At 71.5% G+C, this 3,121-nt stretch carries 4 protein-coding genes; 3 read left to right on the top strand and 1 reads right to left on the bottom strand.

Annotated features, from left to right (window positions below):
• From SSOG_RS15775 to moeZ, 3 genes are all read left to right on the top strand, one after another.
• A partial coding sequence (locus SSOG_RS15775) for an NAD-dependent epimerase/dehydratase (protein ID WP_063631567.1) occupies positions 1–875 on the top strand: 875 nt, incomplete at its 5' end.
• Positions 872–1,633, top strand: coding sequence for a spherulation-specific family 4 protein (locus SSOG_RS15770; RefSeq protein WP_009715226.1), 762 nt, complete (start codon positions 872–874; stop codon positions 1,631–1,633). The genes SSOG_RS15775 and SSOG_RS15770, both read left to right, overlap by 4 nt.
• 91 nt (positions 1,634–1,724) lie before the next feature.
• Positions 1,725–2,903: an adenylyltransferase/sulfurtransferase MoeZ gene (gene moeZ, locus SSOG_RS15765; RefSeq protein WP_009715225.1), complete on the top strand. Its 1,179-nt coding sequence runs from the start codon at positions 1,725–1,727 to the stop codon at positions 2,901–2,903.
• A 47-nt stretch (positions 2,904–2,950) separates the two neighbouring features.
• On the opposite strand, the gene SSOG_RS48470 is transcribed toward moeZ, so the two are convergent.
• A partial coding sequence (locus SSOG_RS48470) for an alpha/beta hydrolase (protein WP_208867528.1) occupies positions 2,951–3,121 on the bottom strand: 171 nt, incomplete at its 5' end.

Genomic DNA, 3,121 nt, shown 5'->3' with positions numbered 1-3,121 from the left:
TCACCCGCTTCCTGAACGCGGTCCACCCCGGCGTGGTGATCAACTGCGCGGGCGCGACCCGCGGTGGGGCCCGCGAGCTGACCCGGCACAACACCGTGGCCGTCGCGACCGTCTGCGAATCGCTGCGCCGCAGCGGCTGCGGCGCCCGGCTCGTCCAGATCGGCTGCTCCTCCGAGTACGGACCCTCGCAGCCCGGTTCGTCCACCGCCGAGGACGCCGTGCCGCGCCCCGGCGGCCCGTACGGCGTGAGCAAGCTGGCCGCGACCGAGCTGGTGCTCGGCTCCGGTCTGGACGCGGTGGTGCTGCGGGTCTTCTCGCCGGTCGGGCCCGGCACCCCGGCCGGTTCCCCGCTCGGCCGGCTCGCCGAGGCGATGCGGCGCGCGATGCAGTCAGGGGACAGCGAGCTGAAGCTGAGCGGCCTCGGGGTGCAGCGGGACTTCGTGGACGTACGGGACGTGGCACGGGCGGTGCACGCGGCATCGCTGTCGGCCGCGCAGGGCGTCGTCAACATCGGCACCGGGCGCGCCGTCCGGCTGCGCGAGGCGGCCTCCGTGCTGGCCCGGGTGGCGGGTTTCGGCGGCACCCTGCACGAGGTCGACGCCCCGCCCGGGCGTAATCCGCTGCATCCGGCCGCCCATATCCCGGCCCCGGCGCACGCCCCCGGTCACGCTACGGTCCCCGCCCCGCACGCCCCCGGTCACGCCCCCGGACCGGGGGAGCACGGCGGCGCCACCGCGTACCCGTACCCGGACGGCTGCGGCAGCTGGCAGCAGGCCGATGTGCGCACCGCGCGCGACCGGCTCGGCTGGCGCTCCCGGATTCCGCTGGAGGAGTCCCTCGCAGACATCTGGATGGAGGCGGCGTGTCGCATCTGATCTCCCCGGGGCCCCGGCCCGGCCCGGCGCCGCCGCCCGCCGCGGGTCTCGGCCTGGGGGTGCCGGGCTGGGCGCACCCGCTGGTCGCGCCGGTCGAATGGGGTGAGCTGACCCGCCGAGGCACCCCGGTGCACTGGGCGGTCCTGGACGTCGCGCGCGGCCCCGGCTCGTGCCCGGACCCGTACTGCGCCGCCGCGGTGGCCCGGCTGCGGGTCGCGGGCGTCCGGGTGCTGGGGCGGCTGGACATGAGGTTCGGCACCCGCCCCTTCGGCGAGCTGGTCTCGGACGCGGGCCGCTACCTGGACTGGTACCGGCCCGACGGCTTCTATCTGGACCGCTGCCCGTCGGAGCGCCCGGGCCTGGCGGAGGTCCACCGGATCGTCACCACGCTGCGCGCGCTGCGCGGCGGGGCGTTCACGGTGCTGGGCCAGGACACCCATCCGTACGAGGAGTACGCGGAGATCGCCGACCAGTTGGTGACCTTCCGCGGCCGGTGGGCCGACTACCGTTGGTCCCAGGTCGCGGAATGGACGGCGGGCTATCCGCCCGAACGGTTCTGCCATCTGGTGCACGGGGTGCCCCGGCCGCATCTGGACGAGGCGCTGCGCATCGCCCGCTGGCAGGGGGCGGGCACGGTCTTCTTCACGGACCGCACGACCCGCCCGGGCCAGCGCTCCGACTCCGCCGCCCTCTGGGAGACGCTGCCCGGTCACTGGGACGAGGTCGTCTCGCGCATCGGACCATGTGTCATGGAATGAGATGGGGCGTGGCAGTGTTACGAGGAGACGAGAAGACAATCTCCCCGCTCGCGCGGGGCTGACCACCGCTCCTACCCACTACGGAGTCCTTGTGTCGCTGCCACCCCTGGTCGAGCCGGCTGCCGAGCTCACCGTCGACGAGGTCCGCAGGTACTCGCGCCATCTGATCATCCCGGATGTCGGTATGGAGGGCCAGAAGCGGCTGAAGAACGCCAAGGTGCTCTGTGTGGGCGCGGGCGGTCTCGGCTCGCCCGCCCTGATGTACCTGGCCGCCGCCGGTGTGGGCACGCTCGGCATCATCGAATTCGACGAGGTCGACGAGTCCAACCTTCAGCGCCAGATCATCCACAGCCAGGCGGACATCGGCCGCCCGAAGGCGCAGTCCGCGCGTGACACCGTCCTCGGCATCAACCCGTACACGAACGTGGTGCTGCACGAGGGCCGCCTCGAAGCCGACAACGTGATGGAGATCTTCTCCCAGTACGACCTGATCGTCGACGGTACGGACAACTTCGCCACCCGCTACCTGGTCAACGACGCGTGCGTGCTGCTGAACAAGCCGTACGTCTGGGGTTCGATCTACCGCTTCGACGGCCAGGCGTCGGTGTTCTGGTCCGAGCACGGCCCCTGCTACCGCTGCCTGTACCCGGAGCCCCCGCCCCCCGGCATGGTCCCCTCCTGCGCCGAGGGCGGCGTCCTGGGCGTGCTGTGCGCGTCCATCGGCTCCATCCAGGTCACCGAGGCCATCAAGGTGCTCACCGGTGCGGGTGACCCGCTGCTCGGCCGACTGATGATCTACGACGCCCTGGAGATGACCTACAAGCAGGTCAAGGTCCGCAAGGACCCGGACTGCGCGGTCTGCGGTCCGAACGCCACGGTCAAGGAGCTCATCGACTACGAGGCCTTCTGCGGTGTCGTCTCGGACGAGGCCCAGGAGGCGGCGGCCGGTTCGACGATCACTCCCAAGCAGCTCAAGGAGTGGATCGACGACGGCGAGTCCATCGACATCATCGACGTCCGCGAGCCGAACGAGTACGAGATCGTCTCGATCCCGGGCGCCCGGCTGATCCCGAAGAACGAGTTCCTGATGGGCACCGCCCTCCAGGACATGCCGCAGGACAAGAAGATCGTCTTGCATTGCAAGACGGGTGTCCGATCCGCGGAAGTTCTGGCCGTCCTGAAGTCCGCGGGCTTCTCCGACGCCGTGCATGTGGGCGGCGGCGTGATCGGCTGGGTCAACCAGATCGAGCCCGACAAGCCGGTCTACTGACAGCTGTCTGAGAGGGGCCCGGACCGGCGGTCCGGGCCCCTCGTCGTTCATCCGCAGGTCTTGCCGCCCGCGGGCACCTTCCCGTCGAGCAGATAGGCGTTCACGGTCTTCGTCATGCAGGCGTTGCCGCTGTTGTACGCGCCATGGCCCTGCCCCCGGTAGGTGACCTCGACGCCCACGCCCCGGCCCAGTTCGCGGGCCATCGTCCGGGCCCCCTC

It is taken from the genome of Streptomyces himastatinicus ATCC 53653, from assembly GCF_000158915.1.
GTDB lineage: Bacteria > Actinomycetota > Actinomycetes > Streptomycetales > Streptomycetaceae > Streptomyces > Streptomyces himastatinicus.
The sequence above is the reverse complement of the archived record's forward strand: the minus strand, read 5'-3'. Positions and strand labels throughout refer to the sequence as shown.